Source organism: Sphingobacterium spiritivorum, assembly GCF_016724845.1.
In the GTDB taxonomy this organism is placed as follows: domain Bacteria; phylum Bacteroidota; class Bacteroidia; order Sphingobacteriales; family Sphingobacteriaceae; genus Sphingobacterium; species Sphingobacterium spiritivorum_A.
Genome location: NZ_CP068082.1, coordinates 4,338,868 through 4,359,668 on the forward strand (window position 1 = coordinate 4,338,868; position 20,801 = coordinate 4,359,668).

13 protein-coding genes are annotated in these 20,801 nt (G+C 39.0%); 10 read left to right on the plus strand and 3 right to left on the minus strand.

Going from position 1 to position 20,801, the window contains the following annotated elements; translation table 11 throughout:
- Position 1 precedes the first annotated feature (1 nt).
- Both I6J03_RS18395 and I6J03_RS18400 read right to left on the minus strand, forming a co-directional pair.
- Positions 2-259, minus strand: coding sequence for a DUF3098 domain-containing protein (locus I6J03_RS18395; RefSeq protein WP_003003078.1), 258 nt, complete (start codon positions 257-259; stop codon positions 2-4).
- Positions 260-272: 13 nt separating this feature from the next.
- Positions 273-1,151: a cell division protein FtsX gene (locus tag I6J03_RS18400; RefSeq protein WP_002995842.1), complete on the minus strand. Its 879-nt coding sequence runs from the start codon at positions 1,149-1,151 to the stop codon at positions 273-275.
- A 245-nt stretch (positions 1,152-1,396) separates the two neighbouring features.
- Between I6J03_RS18400 and leuS the strand changes: the two genes are divergently transcribed.
- Complete coding sequence (gene leuS, locus I6J03_RS18405) at positions 1,397-4,180, plus strand: leucine--tRNA ligase (RefSeq protein ID WP_003003075.1); 2,784 nt, start codon at positions 1,397-1,399, stop codon at positions 4,178-4,180.
- A 250-nt stretch (positions 4,181-4,430) separates the two neighbouring features.
- Here the strand turns inward: leuS and I6J03_RS18410 are convergent, their stop codons facing one another.
- Positions 4,431-5,348 carry a S1 family peptidase gene (locus I6J03_RS18410; protein ID WP_003003072.1) on the minus strand — a complete coding sequence of 306 codons (918 nt, stop codon included), beginning with the start codon at positions 5,346-5,348 and terminating at the stop codon, positions 4,431-4,433.
- Positions 5,349-6,689: 1,341 nt separating this feature from the next.
- On the opposite strand from I6J03_RS18410, the gene I6J03_RS18415 reads away from it, so the two are divergent.
- From I6J03_RS18415 to I6J03_RS18455, 9 genes are all read left to right on the plus strand, one after another.
- Complete coding sequence (locus I6J03_RS18415) at positions 6,690-9,968, plus strand: SusC/RagA family TonB-linked outer membrane protein (protein WP_003003068.1); 3,279 nt, start codon at positions 6,690-6,692, stop codon at positions 9,966-9,968.
- Between the two features lie 33 nt (positions 9,969-10,001).
- Positions 10,002-11,705, plus strand: coding sequence for a RagB/SusD family nutrient uptake outer membrane protein (locus I6J03_RS18420; protein ID WP_003003067.1), 1,704 nt, complete (start codon positions 10,002-10,004; stop codon positions 11,703-11,705).
- Positions 11,706-11,728: 23 nt separating this feature from the next.
- On the plus strand, positions 11,729-13,180 hold the full coding sequence (locus I6J03_RS18425) for a D-alanyl-D-alanine carboxypeptidase/D-alanyl-D-alanine-endopeptidase (RefSeq protein ID WP_236586200.1): 1,452 nt from the start codon (positions 11,729-11,731) through the stop codon (positions 13,178-13,180).
- A 59-nt stretch (positions 13,181-13,239) separates the two neighbouring features.
- The gene (locus I6J03_RS18430; RefSeq protein ID WP_003003061.1) at positions 13,240-14,538 is read left to right on the plus strand and encodes an MFS transporter; all 1,299 of its coding nucleotides are present in this window, start codon (positions 13,240-13,242) and stop codon (positions 14,536-14,538) included.
- Positions 14,539-14,563: 25 nt separating this feature from the next.
- Positions 14,564-15,292, plus strand: a complete 729-nt coding sequence (locus tag I6J03_RS18435) for a (Fe-S)-binding protein (RefSeq protein WP_003003058.1) — start codon at positions 14,564-14,566, stop codon at positions 15,290-15,292.
- Positions 15,293-15,320: 28 nt separating this feature from the next.
- On the plus strand, positions 15,321-16,199 hold the full coding sequence (locus I6J03_RS18440; RefSeq protein ID WP_003003055.1) for a TIM barrel protein: 879 nt from the start codon (positions 15,321-15,323) through the stop codon (positions 16,197-16,199).
- Between the two features lie 29 nt (positions 16,200-16,228).
- Positions 16,229-17,125, plus strand: coding sequence for a hypothetical protein (locus tag I6J03_RS18445; protein WP_003003051.1), 897 nt, complete (start codon positions 16,229-16,231; stop codon positions 17,123-17,125).
- 133 nt (positions 17,126-17,258) lie between these two features.
- On the plus strand, positions 17,259-18,848 hold the full coding sequence (locus I6J03_RS18450) for a peptide MFS transporter (RefSeq protein WP_003003048.1): 1,590 nt from the start codon (positions 17,259-17,261) through the stop codon (positions 18,846-18,848).
- Positions 18,849-18,961: 113 nt separating this feature from the next.
- Positions 18,962-20,746 (plus strand): peptide MFS transporter, encoded by a 1,785-nt coding sequence (locus I6J03_RS18455; protein WP_003003045.1) that lies wholly within the window; start codon positions 18,962-18,964, stop codon positions 20,744-20,746.
- Positions 20,747-20,801 lie beyond the last annotated feature (55 nt).

Sequence of the window (20,801 nt, forward strand, 5' to 3'; positions counted from 1 at the left end):
GTTATACGTTCTTGCTCTTAGGTCTGTACAATATGGCTACAAAACCTATTGCGAATCCTAATACAACAACAATGGGAGCTAATGTAATTTTAGTGAAACTATAGATGTCCGAGGTTCCGGACATCAGAAAGAAACCAATAATAACGATTGCTACACTCGCAGCAAACAGCTGATAATTAATATTTCCAAAAACAAAGCCTCCTTTATAATTCCCTGCTTTTGCAGTAGAAGATTTTGTTGTTTTATTCGTTTGAGCCATAAGGGTAATTAGATTAACGGTATAGACTGTGTGATTTAGCTTTTAGATATTTGGTAACGGCAAAGTAAGTACTTAAGCCTGAAATCAGTATTCCTAAGACAATAACAACAAGGAAAATCGCACCAAACTCATACCAGTTGCGCAGAAATACCAATTCAGGAATTTGTTTTTGCGAAAACTGAAGAGTGAACAAGAGCAAGAGAATAGCAATCAGTGCACCCAAGAGTCCGTGAACAATTCCGTATATGATATACGGCTTGCGGATAAAGTTTTTAGTAGCTCCGATAAGCTGCATACTCTTTATCAGAAAACGCTGTGAATAGATCGCCAGACGAATCGTGTTATTGATCAGCGCTACAGCAATAATCAGCAGGATGACAGTAAAGGCAAGTACAACGATACTGATCACTTTAATGTTTTTATTGACCATGTCGATCAGGGATTCCTGATATACGACCTCTTTTACTTTGCTGTTGTTGGATACTTTTTTAATAAAAGTCTCAATACTGTCCGTATTGGCATATTGTTCTTTCAGATATACATCAATAGAAGGCAGTAAAGGGTTATGTCCGAGAAATTCTACGAAATCTTCGCCAAGATCCTCTTTCAGGTTCTTCGCTGCCAGTTCTTTACTGATATATTCCGTACGTAATACGTAAGGATCTTTTTCAATATCTTTTTGCATAGAAAGTACATCTCCCTCTGTCGTTGCGTCATTCACAATAACATTGAGGACTATATTTTCTTTTACATATTTGGAAAGATTTCGTGCATGAACAAGAATAAGACCTAAAAGTCCGGTCATCAACAGCACCAGTGCAATACTGATAACGGTAGAGACATATACTGATTTCGTTTTTTTCTTGGTCGTGCTTAACTCGTAACCTGACATAAGCAATTAAATTATTTGTTTGCGAAAGTAAGGAATTGCGCTGATTTTACGAATATTTATTGCAATTACTTCCTTTTTGTATGATTATTATTACTGATATTCTCCTGTTATATTGCCCTGCGCAAAGCCTGCCAACACAATCATTAACTTCTAATATCCTTAAATATTGTTTAAACTACAAATCTTTTATTATATAGGACTAAAATCGTAATTTCGCATTTCTTAAATATTTCCTTATTCATCAAATGGAGTACAATCATAAAGCATTAGAGAAGAAGTGGCAAAGATTTTGGGCTGATCATCATACCTTCAGATCGGCAGATTCACATGACAAACCCAAATATTATGTATTGGATATGTTTCCTTACCCTTCAGGAGCGGGTCTGCATGTAGGGCATCCGCTTGGATATATAGCCTCTGACATCTTTTCAAGATACAAGCGTTCAAAAGGTTTTAATGTTCTGCATCCTATGGGATATGATTCCTTCGGGCTTCCGGCAGAACAGTATGCGATTCAGACAGGACAACATCCGGCAATCACGACAGAGGCAAATATCAACCGCTACCGTGAACAAATGGACAACATCGGATTCTCCTATGACTGGAGCCGTGAGATTCGTACCTCAGAACCGGATTATTACAAATGGACACAGTGGATCTTTATGCAATTGTTTAACTCCTGGTATAACAATGAATTGGATAAAGCGGTGTCTATAGATACTTTAGTTCAGCATTTTGTAAATGTTGGATCCACAGGTATCAATGCGGTATGTGATGAAGATATTCTTGAATTTACAGCGGATGAATGGAAGGGATTTGATGAAGAGAAACAACAGCGTGAACTATTAAAATACCGCATCGCTTATCTGCGCGAAAGCACGGTTAACTGGTGTGCTGCCTTAGGAACGGTATTGGCCAATGATGAGGTGATCAATGGCGTTTCCGAGCGCGGAGGCTATCCGGTAGAACAGAAGAAAATGATGCAATGGTCTATGCGTATCACGGCATATGCTGACCGTCTGCTTCGCGGCCTGGATACCATAGACTGGCCTGAGCCTTTGGTGGAAATGCAACGCAACTGGATCGGTAAATCGGTGGGTGCTTCTGTCAGATTTCCGTTGCCACAGTTAGAGAATTATATTGAAGTCTTTACAACACGGGTAGACACTATTTTTGGTGTTTCTTTCGTTGTGTTGGCTCCTGAACATGAATTAGTAGCTGCTTTAACAACTCCTGATCAGGAATCGGAAGTAAAAGCATATATAGATAAGACAAATAAAAAATCTGAACTGGACCGTATGGCGGATACAAAGACCGTATCCGGCGCATTTACAGGTTCTTATGCCAAACATCCGATTACAGGACAAGATGTGCAAATCTGGATTGCTGATTACGTATTGGCCAGCTATGGTACCGGAGCTGTAATGGCTGTGCCATCAGGAGATCAGCGGGATTATGTATTTGCGAAGCACTTTAATCTTCCGGTTATTCCGATTTCAGATACACAGCAGATCGAAGAAGAAGCTGATCCGAATAAAAACGGACGCTATATCAATTCAGACTTTATTAACGGCATGAATTATCAGGAAGCTGTACCGGCTTTGATTTCCAAACTGGAAGAACTTAAACTTGGTAAAGCCAAGATTAATTTCCGCATGCGGGATGCTATATTTGGCCGTCAGCGCTATTGGGGTGAACCGGTACCGGTATATTTCAAAAACGGACTTCCTTATCTGATTAAAGAAGAAGAACTGCCCTTACTACTTCCTGAAGTAGATAAATATCTTCCAACTGAAACCGGCGAACCTCCTTTGGGAAGAGCCGAAGACTGGAAATATGAAGATCAATATGAGTATGAATTAAGTACAATGCCGGGTTGGGCAGGTTCCAGCTGGTACTGGTTCCGCTATATGGATCCGCAAAATGAAGAAGCCTTTGCCTCTGAAGAAGCTGTAGCGTACTGGAAAGCTGTAGATCTGTATATCGGAGGTTCAGAGCATGCGACAGGTCACTTGCTCTATTCCCGCTTCTGGAATAAATTCTTAAAGGATATAGGCTATCACAATGAAGAAGAGCCTTTCAAGAAGCTGATCAATCAGGGAATGATTCAGGGAAGATCCAATTTTGTATACCGTATTCTGGATGAAGAGGGAAGAGGTACTAACCAGTTTGTTTCATACGGCCTCAAAGAGCAGTATAAAACGATCGCCCTTCATGTGGATGTAAATATTGTGGTAAATGATACGCTGAATCTTGAAAAATTCAGACAATTCAGACCTGACTTTGCTGATGCAGAATTTATCCTTGAAAACGGAAAATATCTTTGCGGTGCAGAAGTAGAGAAAATGTCTAAATCCAAGTTTAACGTAGTGAACCCGGATGACATTATTGATACTTATGGTGCAGATACCCTTCGCTTGTATGAAATGTTCCTCGGACCGCTTGAACAAGCCAAACCATGGAATACAAATGGTATCGAAGGTGTATATAAATTCCTGAAAAAAGTATGGCGTCTGTTTCACAATGCAGAAGGAAGCTTCTATGTGTCGGATGAAACTCCTGTAAAAGCAGAATATAAAGCATTACACAAGATCATCCGCAAAGTAGAGGACGATATCGAACGTTTTTCATTTAATACATCGGTATCGGCATTTATGATCTGTGTGAATGAGCTTACGGAATTAAAATGTAATAAGCGTGCTATTCTGGAACAGTTAATTATCGTTTTACAACCATATGCACCACATATAGCAGAAGAACTGTGGTCGCTGTCAGGTCATGAAGCCGGCAGCATATCGTATGCTCCTTACCCCGTATTCAATCCGGAGTATCTTATAGAATCCGAATTTGCATATCCGGTATCGGTAAACGGGAAAATGAAACTTAATCTTCCTCTGGCACTGGATCTGGAGGCGAAAACTGTAGAAGAGATTGTGTTGGCTAATGCTGATGTACAGAAATATCTGGACGGTAAGCCTGTAAAGAAGGTCATCTTTGTAAAAGGAAAGATCATTAATATTGTCGTTTAATAAATCCCATCTGTTATGATGGTGTACAGGTTTGTATGCCACGTAATCAGGTCTATATTATCGTCCGCTACTCAAAAAGGTAGCGGACTTTTTTTGCTTATACAGGTTAAGATCAGTTATCCTGTGGAGTAAATTTGAATTTGGTACTCCACTTTCGTTCTTTGGGCCTGAGAGATGATTATACTTTATTAAAGCTGAGAATTATATTTTTATAATAAGTTCTTACAATTATTTCATCTGAAAATAGCATTTAATTAAATACCTGCTCTTTTTTAAACAGTCTTTTGATAGCACTCACAGGTATTGTACTTTTGATTACCATTTGCAGATTTTTTTGTTCATGCTGATCATAATAAATAGATTGTGTGGTGCTCACCAAGCCTATTAGATTACCATAGGAATCGAGTATTGGTCCGCCGCTTGATCCTTTTGCATAATCTGCTGTAATTTCCATTCTATCTTTATCAGAGTCTAATGCATCCAGTTGTATATTTCTGGCAACTACTCCTTCACTATAGAAGTAATAGCGGCTATCCGGATGAGTAATAGCGTGTACCTTTGCTCCGGTTTTTGCAGATGTACCAATAGGGATTGGTGAAAATTTTTCTCCTCTGGTATCTATTTTAAATATGGCTATATCAGCTGCTTTAGAATAAGATAAAATGTCAGATATCCTGTAAATATTTCCATCATTAGTTGCAACAAATGCCAAGCTATCATTTGATCTGGATTCTTTAGTTTCTTCAATAATACCTTGTAGTACGTGATAATTGGTGATACAGTATCCATTTTCATTTAATACAACACCTGTTGAGGTAGAACTGTGCATTTTGCTGCAATTTCCGCAGTTGTAATAATTAGAAACTATTAAAGTGCCTTTTGAACGTTTGTCATAAATCTCTTCTGCTGTTAATTTTTTTGTTTCGGCTTTAGGTAGTGAAAATTGTACCTGATCAGTCTCCTTTAAATTTGCTATAGATTTTCTCAGGTTTTCAATTTTCCACTCGTTATTTTTTAAATTTAAATCCGCTTGTTTTTCAATTTTATCTGTTAAAGATGTGTCATCAACAAGAGATTTTTGGCTACTTTGAGCGAATACATTCTGTGGAAGGTTGGTGTAAATAACTGTTATCATTACCAAAAAATTTAATTTCATGTTTGTTTTCATTATGAAATATTTATTTGAAGTGTATATTATTATTTTTTTTGTTTTTTTTTAATTTTTCTGCTGTGGTGGGTTATTGTTGTATATAATATATTTTTTAATTATGTTTTTGATATAGTTTTAGATTTTTATTTATCATTTAGTTTGTTAAATATATTCAATTTATTTCTTATTTGTAACTTTGTATTATTTTTGTGTCGCTTGGTTTAAAATATTTTTATCGATTTAGTTCTCCAAAATACATGATTCCCGGATAATTTATGATTGTACTAGAGGTTGTGAGGCTTAAATCAGTTCTTGTGTATCAATGTTGATTAGAAGCATATAGTGAATGACTGTACTTAATTTCCTCTGATTTTTGAATCAGTATTGGTTATTTGGCATCTCTGTTAATTGTGTCGGGTGAAAACGAAATGTCTTTTGAAAAATACGAATTAGTATTTTTAATCATTAACAAGATCTTTATGTATTATGTTGAGATAAGTTGATTTTTTGATTAAAAGTATGATATAGGATACTTGAATAGCTGAGTGCTAGCCATGATATTTGAAAAGAGGTATACCGGATTGTGATTATGTTATTCCCTTAACATTGGTGTTTTGTGTTTACTAATGCTAAAGATAAATGTGGTCAATTGATAAAATAATATTGGTTGGAGATTATTTAATCTTCCCTAATCTTCCTGGCGTTTAAAATTAATTCTCTTTTGATACAGAAACCTAAAGTATTTGAATGATTATTTTATAATGAGCAGGCAAAAGGTATGTCTTTTTGCCCGAGTCAAATGTTACAATGTGTTACTGTTACACTATTGTTTTTTTAGGTGTTTTCCTTATTTTTTTCGTTTACTGATATTTTGATCATTCCCATTTTACGAATTTACAATGACTGAATTCCGAGTATAAATTTAAGTGGTTAAACATCGTTTATCTCTGCTTTAACTATTTTTTATGACATTTTACAGTGATTGTTTCGAGATGGGTTTTACAACTTTTATTCTCGGTTTATCTGTGTTTTTTTATTTTATATTAATAAATCGTTAATTTTAGAGATACATATTGTTGTTACAATTTATATGTTTTTAACTCATTGATTGTCAGGCTTTTGTTACAAAGGCTAGTTGTACTTTGTACACTTTGCTTGGATATGTCAAATCAGTTTTTGTAAATTAGACTTAACCAAAATATAAACCTGTTATCTCTTTTTTAATTCATAGCAGGTCCAATTGTAAATTTAGTAAACTAAAATCTATTGCCTATGATTAGATAAAGTATAACTCATTGTACTCTAATTGAGTATGTCGCCTAACATAAACAATCAATATAAACAATCTTATCACTTATTATGAAAAAACTTAAACAGTTTGATGGAAGAATTAAGCCGTCCTTCCATTTTTCACTCAAAAAATCCTTCTGGATGGCTAGTGCCACAGTGTTACTCGTTAATACGGCATTTGCCCGAATTTCTAATGCTGAAAACACCAATTATGAGAAAATTTTACTGAGCGAAAATCCACAACAGGAATTCCTGATCAAGGGTAAAGTACAGGATGCTGCTACTAAATCACCGCTATCCGGGGTTACCTTGAAAATACTGGGTAAAGCAACCGCTACTTCCACAGATGAGAACGGTTCGTTTGAACTGAAAGTAAGTGCCAATGACATTATCGAATTCTCTTATATAGGATATAAGAAGACCGAGTACAAAGTTACCGGGTCATCCAGTAATCTGCTTATTGACCTGACAGATGAGACGGGATCACTGGAAGAAGTCGTTGTAACAGGTTATTCGACACAACGTAAAAAGGATCTGACCGGTTCTGTTGCTGTCGTAGATGTCAATCAATTAAAAACACAGCCTGCAGCCAGTGCTGTAGAAGCCCTTCAGGGACGCGCTACAGGGGTACAAATCGTGACTGACGGTGCTCCGGGATCTACCCCGCAGATCAAAATCCGGGGATTCAGTACGATTAATAACAATGAACCACTGTATGTTATTGACGGTGTACCTTTTGAAGGTAAATTGAGCTGGTTAAATCAGAATGACATCGAGTCTATGCAGGTATTGAAAGATGCTTCTGCGGCTTCTATATATGGTGCCCGTGCGAATAACGGGGTTATCATTATCACAACAAAAAGTGGAAAATCAGGAAAAGCACAAATCAATCTTGATGCTTATTATGGTGTACAGGTGCCAAACAGCTCACGTTTTCCTAAGATGATTACTCCTCAGCAGGAACTGGATATTGAAAATCGCCTGACCGGAAATAATAATACTTTACCTGATTATTTAGTGGCCGGCTCTAAAACCGGACATGATATTACGCTGGCGGATATTGATATGGCCAAATACAATTATCGCGCAAAATCCAGAGCTGACTTTTACCAGATTACCAAAGCCAATAAAGAAGGTACAAACTGGTTTAAGGAACTTTCTCAAAATGCACCTACCCAGTCTTATCAGTTGAGTGCTGCTGGCGGTACGGATGACGCTAAATATGCAATGTCTGCCGGCTATCTGGGACAAAAGGGTACTATTATCCATACCGGATTTGATAAGTTCAATGTGCGCGCAAATACCAGTTTCTCTGCATTGAATAAAAAACTTCGTTTTGGAGAGAATTTACAATACAGTTTTACGGAAGGATACGGAATCGGGGTGAATACCAATACAGCCGGTGATTACATCGGTGAAGGAAGTGCGTTGGGTTTTGCATACCGTATACATAATATTATTCCGGTATATGATGAAGGCGGTAATTTTGCCGGATCATTAGGCGGAAAATATGGTAATGGTGAAAATCCGGTAGCTATCGCCTACCGTGCCAAGGATAATAAGAATAAAAATAACTTCTTCTTTGGAAATGCCTTTACGGAGTATGATATCATTGATGGTCTTACCTTGCGTACCAACTTCGGTTTGAAATATGAAAATTATAATGGTGTATCTTACAGATATCCTAATCCGGAGTTTACAGAAGGTAACTTCAGTAATTCTATAAGTGAATATTTTGGATTTACAACAGAATGGACCTGGACAAATACATTAAATTATAGAAAAACCTTTGGTGATCATAATCTGAATATACTTGCCGGTACGGAAGCTATTCAAAACAGATACAGACAACTCGATGGAAGTGGTCGCGATCTGTTCACCATGAGCAGTCTGGATTATCTGTACTTAGGTGCTGCCTCCGGACAGTCCAGTACAAGTGAAGGAACGGTAGGATCTATGTTCTCCCTCTTTGGAAAAGTAGATTACTCATTTAAAGACCGTTATATCCTGAGTGCAACTATCCGTCGTGACGGATCATCAAATTTCGGTTCTGCGAATAAGTATGGGGTATTCCCGGGAGTAAGTGGTGCGTGGCGTGTGTCTGAAGAGGAATTCCTGAAAGGCACCAGCTGGTTATCCGATCTGAAATTAAGAGCAGGTTATGGAGTCACCGGTAATCAACGCATTCCGTCTGATCAGTATTTCAGAAGATTTGAATCGGCCGTCAACTCCTCATCATATCCTATTAACGGTACTGTGCTCACCGGAATGTGGTTAAGCGATTATGATAATCCAAATGTAAAATGGGAGCAGGTATCTGCGTTAAACTTAGGTATCGACTTCTCTATTCTCAATGGAGACTTGGATGGTTCATTTGATTGGTACAATAAGAAAACAACAGATATGCTTTATCGTTTGCCGTTACCTGCCATTGCAGTAGGACGCGCTAGTTCTCCTTACGTCAATGTGGGTGAAATGCAGAATAAAGGTATAGAGTTCTCCTTAAACTATCACTATGGTAAACGTCAGCAGAGACCATTTACATTAGATCTGTCCGCAAATATTTCACGTAATATCAATAAAGTGGTGTCATTGGCTCCATCTATTTCACAGGACATCTACGGCAGTTTCAGAAGTATGGAAACGTCTCTGCTGAAAGCAGGAGAGCCATTGGGTTCATTCTTTGGATACAAAGTGATCGGCATCTATCAAAGTGCCAGCGATGTGGCAAGTTCGCCTTCCTATGAACTGGCCAGAGCCGGTGGTCTGAAATATGAGGACATCAACGGAGATGGCAAGATAGATGCCAGCGACCGTACCGTTATCGGCAGCCCGCATCCTGATTTTGTATACTCTTTTAATATCAGCGGAGCATACAAGAATTTTGATTTCATGATGTACTTCTATGGTTCACAAGGAAATCAAAACTATGAAGCAACCCGTTACTTCACCGATTTTGGGGTATTCAAAGGACAGAAAAGTGTACGTGTACTGGACGAATGGAGTCCTACCAATACGTCCAGTATGATTCCTTCACAGGGCGGAAGTGATGTTTCTTCACTGGAATATGCATCATCGAGCTATTATATTCAGGATGCGAGTTTCTTAAAATTGAAAAATCTGCAAATCGGATATAGTCTTCCAACAGAAAAAATATTTAAATCAACTAGTGGTGTACGCAAACTGAGAGTCTATTTCGGAGTAACCAACCTGTTTACTATTACCAAATACGAAGGTTTGGATCCGGAAGTTTCGGCAACACCTTCAGATTATCCTGCATTTGGTGTGGATTTCGGGGTTTATCCGCAATCCCGTCAGTATATGTTAGGACTGAGTTTAGGTTTTTAAGATGGAATAGTTGAATAATTAAAATTGAAGAAGATGAAAAAGAGAAATATAATAACTACAATATTGGGCGCATCCATTCTGCTGATGTCGTCTTGCAGTAAGGATTTTTTGGAAAAAGCTCCACAAGGTAAGTTAACGGATGAAGAAGTTGCAAATAAAGATGGGGTGGAGCAGGTGTTGCTGGGAGCATACGGTATTCTGAATGGAAATGTGAATGGTACCTGGGGTAATTACTCATCTGCACCGAGTCAGTGGCTGTTTGGAGAAGTAACCTCAGACAATGCACATAAAGGTTCTACATCTACGGATCAGCCAAATATGAATCTGATCGAATCTTATATTGCCAACAGCGCAAATGACAACCTCAGTCAGATGTGGCAGGTGTATTATGAAGGTGTACTCCGGGCTAATAATACGCTGAAATTATTAAAACTGGATCAGGATGGGGAAAAAACAATTGGTGCAGACCGCGCAAAAACTATCGAAGCTGAGGCCCGCATGTTGCGTGCACACTATTATTTCTTTCTGTGGAGAGTATTCAAGAATATTCCCTATGTAAGTGAGGCAACGACGACAGATGAGGCAAAGACTGTTCCCAATAATACAGATGTGCTTCCCAAAATAATAGATGATCTTAAATTTGCGGTGGATAATCTTCCGCTGACCAAGATCAACGGAGAGACCGGACGTATGGATCAGAATATTGCTAAAGCCTATTTAGGTAAGGTATATCTGTATCAGAAAAAGTATGGCGAAGCCTTAGTTCTGTTTAAAGATGTGATCGGAAGCAAAGATATCACTGTCATGCCGTTTCAAAATAACTTCGATGTGACTACAGAAGACGGACCGGAAACATTACTGGTATCCAAACATGCCATTAATCCGGATGGAAGCGGAGATAATGCTAATGTGGGAGATATGCTAAGCGGTCTGAACGGAAATAATCCGGTAGGATGCTGTGGTTTTTATCAGCCAACGATTGATCTGGTAAATGCTTATAAAGTCGGTACAGATGGCTTGCCATTACTGGATAATTCGTATCGTACACTTCCTTATGTATCTGATCTTAATAATGAAGCAGGTTATACACTGAATGTAGCCTTGAGGTTTGATCCGCGTCTGGATTATACCGTAGGGCGCCGGGGTGTTCAATATCTGGATTATGGTGTGATGCCGGGTGCTGCATGGGTGCGTGATCAGCCATATGCCGGACCTTTTGTAGGAATTAAAACAATGATTCCACAGAGTCAGTTCGGAAAATTTGCTGCAGCAGATCGCTATCTGACAGCACTGGACGTCAATATTATTCGTTTGGCAGATGTTATTCTGATGGCTGCAGAATGTCAGGTAGAATTGAATGATCTGGATGCCGCAGTAAAACTCGTAAACGCTATCCGTATCAGAGCGTCTAAGTTGCCTCCAAAATTAACGGGAGACGGAGTTCCGGCAGCAGTATATGATGTCAAACCGTATCCGTCTTTTCCTGATCAGGAATATGCACGTAAAGCTGTTCGTTTCGAAAGACGACTAGAGCTCGCAATGGAGGGACACAGATTCTATGATCTGGTCAGATGGGGACAGGCGAAACAGGTTATAGAGAGTTATTCCGCATTTGAAGGTGGATTCCTGTCTGCATTTAAAGGGTTGATTTTCAATAGCAGAAATGAGTACTTCCCTATTCCTCAGGATGAAATCGATAAGAGTAACGGTACATTGAAACAAAATGAAGGATATTAATCCTTAAAAAAAACTATTGGCAGATGAGCTGCAGTTTTACGCAGCTCATCTTCTTCAAATTTTCACTTCTTTCAACAATCAGATGGATTGTAAGCGCTTCTTTACAGTTAGTGTACTCTGTACATGAAGGTTTTTATGATCTTTTTTGTATGTTTATCGCAATGAAATTATATCTCTTTAGCTTTTTTGTTTCACTACTAGTCTATATAATGCCTGTTAAAGGGCAGATATCCAATGATCTTCAACAGAAGTTTAGTCAGGCAGAAGGGCTTAAAAAACACTTTTACGGTTTTTCACTTTATGATGCAGACAGCTCCAGATTCCTATTCGGAATCAACGAGGAAAAACATTTTATGCCTGCTTCCAATACCAAAATCTTTACGCTTCTGGCGGCTATTCATACGTTACCGGATTCTATTCCGGGACTTCAGTATACAGAGAGAGGTGATTCACTGATCTTTTGGGGCACGGGCGATCCTACTTTTCTGCATAACAGATTGGATAGCCACAAAGTATATAATTTTTTAAAAAGCAGTGGTAAACATTTGTATTATGTACCTACAGCTTCTAAAGAGCCATTTTACAGAAACGGCTGGTCTGTGGAAGACTATGATGAATATTATCAGCCCGAGATCAGCACATTTCCTATTTACGGAGATGTCGTTACGTTCAGAGCGAGAGAAAAAGGATCATTACGGGCTACACCGGATTATTTTCAGAAAGATGTGCATGTAAAAGATGACGAAAAGAGTAAGGGTAAATTTAAATTAACACGGGCTTTTGATAAAAACATCTTCTATATGTCCGGTATCGATGTCAAAAGAGGATATCTCAATGAGAAGCCTTTCAAATATTCGGATAGTCTGTTTTTGAAATTGCTGGTGGATACGTTAAAGAAAGATGTAAAAATGATTTCTTATGAAAAACCATCAGATCTAAAGACTGTATATTCAAACAGCAGAAATAAGATGTTGCGTGAAATGATGTTGCCGAGTGATAATTTTATGGCAGAACAATTTCAGATGATGAGTTCACTCGTCAGATACGGCGAATTTGATACCAACAGATTGCGGGAATGGATGCAGCAGGAATACTATAAATACTTTACAGACAAAGTAGACCTGAAGGATGGAAGTGGTCTTTCCGTGTATAATCTGGTCACACCGAGAAGTATTGCGGAGTTGCTGGTGGTATTACAAAAAGATATTCCGGATACGGAGATCTTGCATAAACTCTTTCCGACAGGTGGTGTGGACGGTACTATCCGGTCTGCTTACAAACTGGACATGGGAGAACCTTTTGTATGGGCAAAGACAGGTACGCTCAATTCGGTACACTGTCAGAGCGGATATCTGATTACACGATCGGGTCGCAAACTTATTTTTTCATTCCTAAATAATAATTTTGTGACTTCGGCGAGTACAGTACGTAGAGAGATGGTCAATATTGTGACGTATATACGTCAGAATTATTAACATGGAGACACTAATATTTTTTAAATAAACGTTGTATATTCGGAGTTTAAAGACCCTTTATGATAGCTGTTGAAAAGAACAACAAGAAAACAATTCGCGCCTGGTCTATGTATGATTGGGCTAATTCAGCCTATAACCTGGTTATTACCTCTACAATATTCCCGGTATACTACACAACCATCACCAATACAAAGGAACACGGAGACACGGTGACTTTCTTTGGAATCGAAGTGGTGAATACGGCATTGTCCAATTTTGCACTGGCCTTCGCTTACCTTTTTATGGCGGTATCCTTACCTTTTATTACTTCTTTTGCAGATGCTACAGGTCGTAAAAAGATGCTTATGAAGTTGTTTACCTATATTGGTGGTGCAGCTTGTATGGGACTTTACTTCTTTAAGCTGGAAACACTGGAAATGAGCATAATATTCTTTGCTCTTGCAGCAATGGGCTATATCGGAGGGGTTGCATTTAATAATTCTTATCTTCCGCTGATTGCAACTGTAGACCAGCAGGACAGAGTCAGCGCACAAGGGTTTGCTTACGGTTATGTAGGCTGTGTGCTGTTGCAGATTATCTGTTTTGTCTTTGTTTTGAAGCCGGAATGGTTTGGAATTACAGATCTTTCATTTCCGGCACGATTGTCGTTTTTTCTGGTGGGACTTTGGTGGGTAGGCTTTGCCCAGATTCCATTCCGGGTATTACCATCTAATTCAGCTATGCCGGGTACACAGGGAGTTCCTCTGATACGTACAGTCAAACAAGAATTTTTGAAAGTATGGCATCGCATTGCACAGATAGAGGGGATAAAACGTTTTTTGCCGGCTTATTTTTTCTATGCAATAGGTGTACAGACCATTATGATTGTAGCAGCCGCATTTGGAGAAAAAGTACTTCATCTCGGTGCACCTAAGTTGATCGGCACCATACTTTTAATTCAATTAGTCGCTATAGCAGGGGCTTATCTGATGTCAGCGTTGGCAAGCCGTATTGGCAATATATCGGTCCTTATTATAGTCGTTGTTATCTGGATCGCCATTTGTGTCGGAGCGTATTTTCTGACCAACGAGATCCAATTCTATATTATGGCTGTACTGGTAGGATTGGTAATGGGGGGAATACAGTCGCTTTCGCGATCGACTTATTCCAAATTGTTGCCTCAAAATATAGAAGATACGACTGCTTTTTTCAGCTTTTACGATGTCACCGAAAAACTGGCTATTGTCGTCGGATTATTCTCTTTTGGTCTTATAGAGCAGCTGACACATAATATCAGATATTCGGCATTATTTTTATCTTTATTTTTTGTAATTGGATTGTTACTGCTCTTCAGGGTATTAAAATTCAATAAAGTCTAATTTTAATTTTTTGAAAAATTCACATATGAGAGTAGAGCTGTTTGTGCCGTGTTTTGTAGACCAGATGTATCCTGAAACAGCTTTCAATACGATAAAATTATTAGAGCGGGTGGGATGTGAAGTCAGTTACAATCCCGAACAGACCTGTTGCGGACAACCTGCATACAATGCGGGTTTCTGGGATGAAGCCAAAGAAATCGGCCATAAATTTTTAAATGATTTTAGTGAGGAGCATTATATTGTAGCACCTTCTGCATCTTGTGTAGGTATGGTCAAAAATGGCTACGATGATTTATTTACAAATTCTGTAGAGCATAACCGTTGCCGTAATATACAACGCAATGTATTTGAGATCAGCGAATTTCTGATTCACATTGCCAAGCGCGATTATTTTGGCGCCGAGTTGGTCGGGACAGCAGTCTACCATGATTCCTGTGCGGCCTTACGGGAGTGTAAGATAAAAGAAGAACCGCGCCAGTTATTGTCAAAGGTTGGCGGACTCGAACTAGTCCCGATGAAGGATCAGGAAACCTGTTGCGGATTTGGAGGTACGTTTGCAGTCAAGTTTGAAGGCATCTCTGCTGCTATGGCAGAGCAGAAAGTACAGCATGCACTGGATGTAGAGGCAGACTATATTATTTCTACCGATGCCTCCTGTCTGCTGCATTTGCAGGCATATATTGATAAGCATCAACTTCCTGTACGAACAATTCACCTTGTGGATGTACTGACATCCGGATGGGCAAATATTTAACTATCAATAATCAATAATAAAACTTACTATGAACTCGAGAAGAGATTTTCTGAAAAATTTAGGACTTGCTACGGCAGGTGTCGCTTTAGCGCCAAACTTGGATTTGTTTGCAGCGAAAAAGCCTTGGTTTGAAATTTCCTTAGCGGAATGGTCATTACATAAGACTCTTTTTAAAGGAGATCTTAAAAACATAGATTTCCCTGAATTTGCGGTTAAAAAATTTGGAATACATGCAGTAGAATATGTAAACCAGTTCTTTAAAGATAAAGCAAAGGATATGACCTATCTGAAAGATCTGAATCAGCGTGCTAAAGATAACGGTGTACGTAATGTTCTGATCATGATCGATGGTGAAGGATATCTGGGAGATGAGGATACTGCAAAACGTAAAGAAGCAGTAGAGAATCACTACAAATGGGTGGATGCTGCTGCATTCCTGGGCTGTCATGCTATTCGTGTGAATGCTGCCGGTAAGGGTACGCCGGAAGAAGTTAAGGGAAGAGTGGTAGAGAGTCTGAGTACACTTGCTGATTACGGAAAAAAATCTAATATCAGTGTAATTGTGGAGAATCACGGTGGTATCTCTTCACATGGAGACTGGCTGGCAGGAGTACTGAAAGCCGTAGGAAAGAAAAATTGCGGAAGTCTGCCTGATCTGGGTAATTTCTATGAGTATGACCGCTATCAGGGTGTGACTGACCTGATGCCCTATGCACACGGCGTTAGTGCGAAGTCACATGATTTTGATGCAGACGGTAACGAAACACAGATTGACTATGCCCGCATGATGAAAATTGTGAAAGACGCAAAATTTAAAGGTTTTGTAGGTATAGAATACGAAGGGGACAAGCACAGTGAGATTGATGGTGTATTGTTAACTAAAAAATTGCTACAAAAATTCCAATAGTATCTGCTATAGATGCTTAAATTGATTATATGAAGTATTGGTTTATATCTGTCTGTTTGGGAATAGGGATATTGACTGTTCAGTCTGCACATGCTCAAAAGCCTTCGGGTAAAGCTATGCAGGTCTGGCAGGACTCTTTGCTGAGTATCGGGAACAGAGTTTTTCAAAATCCTTCAGAACCCGAACGGATAGATGCCAACTTCAAACTTGTGAAGACGCTGGTCTCCGCATTAAAGGAAAAGAATTCGTTTGATTTTGGATTTGATCAGCTTAAGATGATCTCCGTTCTGAATTCTCCTGACAATAAATTTCGTATATTCTCCTGGAATGTACCTCTCAACGATGGTTCTTATCTATACTACGGGAGTATTCAGCTCAAAACCGGTAATGGAGAACTATCTCTGATCCCATTACTGGATAAAACATTTGAAATCCAGCAAGCTGACCAGGCAATTGTATCTTCTGCAAACTGGTATGGTGCTCAGTATTATGAGATTATCCCGAATGCCGATCATTATCTTTTGTTAGGCTGGAAAGGTCACAATCGTCTGTTTACACAAAAAGTTATTGAAGTGCTCAGCATCAAAGGGAAAGAAGCCTCATTCGGAAAGAAATTGTTTTCGGATCAGCCGCAGATTTCCAGAAAAATATTCAATTATACCAGGCAGGCCAGTATGTTGCTTCGCTACGATGCCGCCAAAAAGAGAATTGTATTCGATCATTTAGTACCCGCAGATAAAAGCCTGGAAGGAAAATATCAGTATTACGGGCCGGATCTGACGTATGATGCCTATGAGATCGTCCCTGCCAAGTTGTTTTTTAAATCAAATATTGAATTTAACAATCCAGTACGGGGGGATGAAGACCAATATCTGAATCCTGCACGTAAAAAAATAGAGAAGAAGAGTGGTTTCAATGCCAATTGAAACAAAAATATTTCTTTAATAAGCTGTATCAATTCAAAAAGTTTGTTTTCTTTGTAGCATTGTTTGTTAAAACAACGATTGATGATTTCCTTCAGCAGGCAATTATAACCATGTAAAATCTATAAAATATCATATGACAGAAGAAAGAGATGGAGTATTGGTCTCGCACCTGGCAAAACAGGGAGTTGATGACAAAATGGTAATGGGACACCCGGCAGGACTATTTGTCCTCTTCTTTACCGAGATGTGGGAACGTTTCAGTTATTACGGGATGCGGGCATTACTGACCGTGTTTTTAGTAAGCGAGATTGCCAAAGGTGGATGGGGCTGGAGCAATGAAGAAGCCATGAAGTTGTATGGCCTTTATACCGGACTGGTCTATCTGACACCTTTACTCGGAGGAATTATTGCCGATAAATTAACAGGTTATAAAAAAGCAATTCTGATAGGTGCATTGATCATGACACTCGGGCATGCATCTATGGCTCTGGAGGGATTCTCCGGTAATTTCTTCTATCTGGGATTAATTCTCATGATACTGGGTAACGGTATGTTTAAACCGAATATTTCGTCTATGGTGGGCAAGTTATATCCGGATTCCAGTTCTAAAAAAGATGCTGCATATACTATTTTTTATATGGGGATCAATGCAGGAGCATTCTTAGGTATGTTGCTTTGCGGATATATCGGAGAGAAAGTAGGATGGCATTATGGTTTTGGACTGGCCGGTGTATTTATGTTTTTCGGCATGTTACAGTTTTATTTCGGACAGCGGATTTTTGGTATTATCGGAGAGAGTCCGAAAGTATTAAAAGCGGACCATGATAAAAGAGTAGCTGCAAATGAAGAGCAGGATGAAGTTATCCCTGCAAATGTAGTTCGTGACCGTCTGTTTGTAGTAGCTGTTCTGATGATCGCCAGTATTGTATTCTTTTTTGCATTTGAGCAGGCTGGTGGTTCCATGACCATATTTGCTAAAGATTATACACAGCGTGTATTGGATGGGGGTATGGCTTCTGCATTTAAATGGGTAGATGCGGCACTAACGATATTTCCGATGCTGATTGTAACGTTGGTATTAGGGAGCTTAGCTGCCAAAATTTATAAAAAATATCCGTTGACCATCATTTTTACAGCGATTTCATTTGCTGTGATCTGGGTATTAGGTGTCTGGAAAGTACACCGTGAATTTACTTCTTTCGGTACTGAAGTTACGGTATCCTGGTTTCAGATTCTAAACTCTTTCTTTATTGTTACTTTAGCTTCTTCTTTTAGTAAGCTGTGGGAAAAAGTATGGAACCCTTCAGGACCTGTGAAATTTGCGCTGGGACTGATATTGGTAGGAATCGGATTTGCGGCTTTATCATATGGCAGTATGTCTATTCCTTCAGGAGCAAAGACAGCATCTGTAAGCATGATCTGGCTTGTACTGGCATATTTCTTCCATACTACAGGAGAATTGTGTCTGTCTCCTGTGGGATTATCGTATGTGAGTAAGCTGTCTCCTAAGAAATTTTTGGGTTTATTATTCGGATTCTGGTTTTGTGCTTCAGCTATTGCCAATTTCCTTGGCGGATTTATGGGTGCTTATATCGATAAGATTACAGAGACACATTCGATGTCCTATTTCTTTATGATTTTTACGCTTATTCCTTTCGCTACGGCCTTGATACTGATCTTGCTAAATCCGGTATTAAAGCGGATGATGCACGGAATTCATTAACAATAAGTTATTTACATAAAAAAGCATCCCTGAGGATGCTTTTTTTGTATTAAGACCATTTGGCAATAAGATAAATTTATAACTTTGTAGCTATTGTTAAGTTAAAATTTTATATGAATGATCAGAATCGTGCCGTTTCAGGCACGCTTGAAAAAGACGGTATAGATGGGTCAACAGTGTTGGGACATCCGTCTGGATTATTAGTTCTTTTCTTTACAGAGATGTGGGAGAGATTCTCGTATTACGGGATGCGCGTATTGTTGATTCAGTTTCTAACTTCAGCGGTTATATTCGGAAGTCCTTTTTCCGGATGGGGTTGGACAGCTGAGCAGGCCGGAGCTTTGTACGGAACTTATGCCATGCTGGTATATCTGACTCCTATTCTGGGAGGTATCATTGCCGATAAATACATCGGCTCACGTAAAGCCGTTATTATAGGTGCAGCTGTCATGACCATAGGGCATGCTGCTATGGCATTTGACAACTCTTATATGTTCTTCGCCGGACTGGCCTGTCTGATTATCGGTACTGGCTTTTTCAAACCGAATATGCCTTCTATTCTGGGAGAGATGTATAAGCATTTGCCGGAGAAAAAGGATGGTGCATATACTATTTTCTACATGGGAGTAAATGCCGGAGCATTCTTTGGTATGATGCTATGTGGTTATTTAGCCGAAAAAGTAGGCTGGCACTGGGGATTTGGACTGGCAGGTATCTTTATGTTCCTCGGCACTATTCAGTTTTGGGCTGCAAAACCTCTGATGGGTAATCTGGGCGTATTGGATAAATCGGCTAAAGAAGATGCTGAAAAGAAATTGAAGGAAAGTGAAGAGGAAAGCAAACGCAATCCTTATACTACCTTTGACATGGTGCTGATCGGTTTTATTACGGTTGTAGGGTTTATGTACGCCTTCAACGATCCACTTTCAAAAAACGGGGTTGTAGATGTTTTTAAATTTATTGACACTTCGTATCTGAGAGGACAATACCTGATGATATTTATAGCTCTTATCGCTTTTATTTATCTGATCGTATCCCGTATTCTGCGTTATGGTAAAATCGTTCGTGACAGAATGTTTGCCGTTATCCTGCTGGCTTTCTTCCTGATCTTCTTCTTTATGAGTTTTGAACAGGGAGCTACATCGCTGGTACTGGTAGCACGTGACCATATCGACAGACAGCTTTCAGGCAACAGCCTGATGATCTTCAATATTGTAAATGCCTTATTTACAATTGTACCATTGACTATTATTTCATGGGTATTGATCCTGCTCGCTAAAGCGACCTGGAAAAAAATAGCTCCTTCGAATATTATTTTGTTGATTTGTTTTGTGCTGATCTGGGGTGCAGCTATCTGGATGCTGACCAATGAGTTTACAGCCAAAACTTCGGAAATCACTGTTTCATGGTTCTCCACACTCAACTCTTTCTTTATTATAGCATTAGCCTCTTCAGTATCTAAAATCTGGGAATCCAAGTTTAATCCTTCTGCCGCATTTAAATATGGCTTCGGATTGGTGCTGGTAGCCATAGGATTTTTGATATTAGGATTAGGTTCATTGGGTATCAATGAGCATGTGAAGATATCTATGATCTTTCTGGTATTGACCTATCTGTTCCACACATTAGGTGAATTGTTTATTTCTCCGGTAGGCTTATCTTATGTCTCTAAGTTAGTTCCTGCCCGTATGCTGGCCTTTATGTTTGGTGTATGGTATCTTGCGATAGCGATTGCGCAGAAACTGGCCGCTATTCTGGGTGGTCAGGTAGAGATTATCAAAGAGAATTATTCATTGAGCCACTTCTTCTTCCTGTTCACTATTATTCCGGCTGCAGCAGGATTACTGGTGATGTTGCTTAATCCGCTGATTAAACGACTTATGCACGGAGTAAAATAGAAAATCTAAAGGCTTTCCTTATCCGGGAAAGCTTTTTTTAATATATCATAATACA

Bases quoted from the DNA above. Each gene is read 5' to 3' on its own strand.
- I6J03_RS18395 (WP_003003078.1), bottom strand. From the start codon at position 259: ATGGCTCAAACGAATAAAACAACAAAATCTTCTACTGCAAAAGCAGGG.
- I6J03_RS18400 (WP_002995842.1), bottom strand. From the start codon at position 1,151: ATGTCAGGTTACGAGTTAAGCACGACCAAGAAAAAAACGAAATCAGTA.
- leuS (WP_003003075.1), top strand. From the start codon at position 1,397: ATGGAGTACAATCATAAAGCATTAGAGAAGAAGTGGCAAAGATTTTGG.
- I6J03_RS18410 (WP_003003072.1), bottom strand. From the start codon at position 5,348: ATGAAAACAAACATGAAATTAAATTTTTTGGTAATGATAACAGTTATT.
- I6J03_RS18415 (WP_003003068.1), top strand. From the start codon at position 6,690: ATGAAAAAACTTAAACAGTTTGATGGAAGAATTAAGCCGTCCTTCCAT.
- I6J03_RS18420 (WP_003003067.1), top strand. From the start codon at position 10,002: ATGAAAAAGAGAAATATAATAACTACAATATTGGGCGCATCCATTCTG.
- I6J03_RS18425 (WP_236586200.1), top strand. From the start codon at position 11,729: ATGAGCTGCAGTTTTACGCAGCTCATCTTCTTCAAATTTTCACTTCTT.
- I6J03_RS18430 (WP_003003061.1), top strand. From the start codon at position 13,240: ATGATAGCTGTTGAAAAGAACAACAAGAAAACAATTCGCGCCTGGTCT.
- I6J03_RS18435 (WP_003003058.1), top strand. From the start codon at position 14,564: ATGAGAGTAGAGCTGTTTGTGCCGTGTTTTGTAGACCAGATGTATCCT.
- I6J03_RS18440 (WP_003003055.1), top strand. From the start codon at position 15,321: ATGAACTCGAGAAGAGATTTTCTGAAAAATTTAGGACTTGCTACGGCA.
- I6J03_RS18445 (WP_003003051.1), top strand. From the start codon at position 16,229: ATGAAGTATTGGTTTATATCTGTCTGTTTGGGAATAGGGATATTGACT.
- I6J03_RS18450 (WP_003003048.1), top strand. From the start codon at position 17,259: ATGACAGAAGAAAGAGATGGAGTATTGGTCTCGCACCTGGCAAAACAG.
- I6J03_RS18455 (WP_003003045.1), top strand. From the start codon at position 18,962: ATGAATGATCAGAATCGTGCCGTTTCAGGCACGCTTGAAAAAGACGGT.